At 51.3% G+C, this 1,699-nt stretch carries 3 protein-coding genes; 2 read left to right on the forward strand and 1 reads right to left on the reverse strand.

The window, feature by feature from the left end:
* On the forward strand, window positions 1-244 hold a 244-nt coding region (locus tag ACFO6W_RS22760; RefSeq protein ID WP_380000825.1), incomplete at its 5' end, for a hypothetical protein.
* A gap of 669 nt (window positions 245-913) precedes the next feature.
* A complete protein-coding gene (locus ACFO6W_RS22765; protein ID WP_380000827.1) occupies window positions 914-1,096 on the forward strand; it encodes a hypothetical protein in 183 nt (60 codons plus the stop codon).
* Between the two features lie 349 nt (window positions 1,097-1,445).
* On the opposite strand, the gene ACFO6W_RS22770 is transcribed toward ACFO6W_RS22765, so the two are convergent.
* On the reverse strand, window positions 1,446-1,699 hold a 254-nt coding region (locus tag ACFO6W_RS22770), incomplete at its 5' end, for a hypothetical protein (RefSeq protein ID WP_380000830.1).

Raw genomic sequence — 1,699 nt, forward strand, 5'->3', positions numbered from 1 at the left:
CGGCACGCTCCGCAGGGCGGGTAAGCTCCACGGGTATAACAGGCGGGACGAACCGCCGGGGTGCATCCCCCCGGACGGCCTCCGGAGCCTCCTGCCTGCCTGCGGAGGGCTTTTCACCTCCCCCGCAGGTCAGCAGGCAGAAGATCATAATCCCTATAACCAGCACGGGGTAGATGATATAAATCGTGATCCTTGTGAATTTAAGCATACTTTTTCTTTTTTAGGTTTCTGTTTTTGTTTATAAAGACGGCGCTAACGGTTGGCCGTGATGATCGCGTACATAATCAGCCCAACGAGCAGCAGCGTACAGATTTAGGGCAGTAAAGCCCGGAGGGCTTCTATCTTTAATTCCCGGTTCCGGTTCAGAGTCAAACAGTCAATTAGCAAATGAGCATATTAGCAAAGGTTATGGTTGTCGGCTCATGGCGCTTAGTCGTATAGGGCTGCCAAGGGTTAAAAGCTTATGGCTAAAGGCGTCATTGGCCGATAAGCAAGTTGACGCGTATTAAGGGGGGGCCGGCTTTCGTTGAATAGCTTTAAAAAAGGCCGGTGGCCGGCCGCCCCGGGGTTCAGGCTGTAAGCTACGGGCTGTAACTCCCCCCCCGTCCGCTTCAATTCCAGATATTGTTTACATTGTTGTTAATCCGCGGACAGTCCGGAACAGGCCAGCCCGTAGCATACAGCTTCACGCGCCATCGCTTTATATCGTTACTTTTTTCATCATTCATCATTCATCATTCTTCATTTATCTTTTCGTCTTCAGGCTCCGGCTCTCCCGCGTCTAGGCTCATTCCCATTGAGTGTTACGCGTACTGATGTTTTGCCGGTCAGTACAGGCTGGTATGCTGATCCTCCTGGTTGGCTAATGAAGCCGGCAGCTTGTAGCGTTCAACCGGTAGCAACTCAAAGCCGGATGGATCTAACGGTACAAAACTACCGGCTATCAGCCCATTATGGCATCAAGTCGGCTAAGCAGGCCGGTAGCATTATGCTTCTAGCTGTTGTAGGACAGAAGCCGAAAGAACCACCATGCTTTAATCCACCTTATAGCGGCCATAATTTTTGCTATTATGCAAATCTGCGTATTTGCGGTTAGGCTTATTCGGATTTTAACAATTTTCCTCCCTGTACCGGCGGCCCTGGTCCAGGGTAGCGTAGGCCGCGTTTCTGTTGTGGGAACCTGTCCTGAGGAATATAGCGCATAGCGCCTGAAGGCCGCTCTAAGCCGGGCCCGTTATAACCTCGCATAAATTGCGCGGCGGAGGCCTTCCAAACCAGAGTTTAGCCAGCGGCGCGGAGGACTTGTCTCCTCCCCCGCAGGTCAGCAGGCAGAAGATCGTCAACCCCGGAACCAGTAAGGGGTAGATGATATAGATCAGTATCTTCATGTATTTAAACATATCGTTTAGATGGTTTTTGTATGGTTTTTAATACAGCTTTAACTTTTAGGATGTATAACGTCGGAGCACATATAGAACATCATAATAATCAGCAGCATGATGCCTATAGCTGCCAGTATTTCCCGCAGGAAGGCTTTCCATGCAGCCCTTTTCATCTTTAAAACGTATCAGCCTGATCCGTACCGCTTTCCGGCGCAGCCTCTTCAGGTGTGCCGGATTGCGGACCTTCTTCCGGCAACGCATCCGCATCTGCGGCGCCCAGGCGTCTGATCTGCGCATCCAGCCCGTATGCACGGACC

The organism is Dysgonomonas termitidis, assembly GCF_042654545.1.
In the GTDB taxonomy this organism is placed as follows: domain Bacteria; phylum Bacteroidota; class Bacteroidia; order Bacteroidales; family Dysgonomonadaceae; genus Dysgonomonas; species Dysgonomonas termitidis.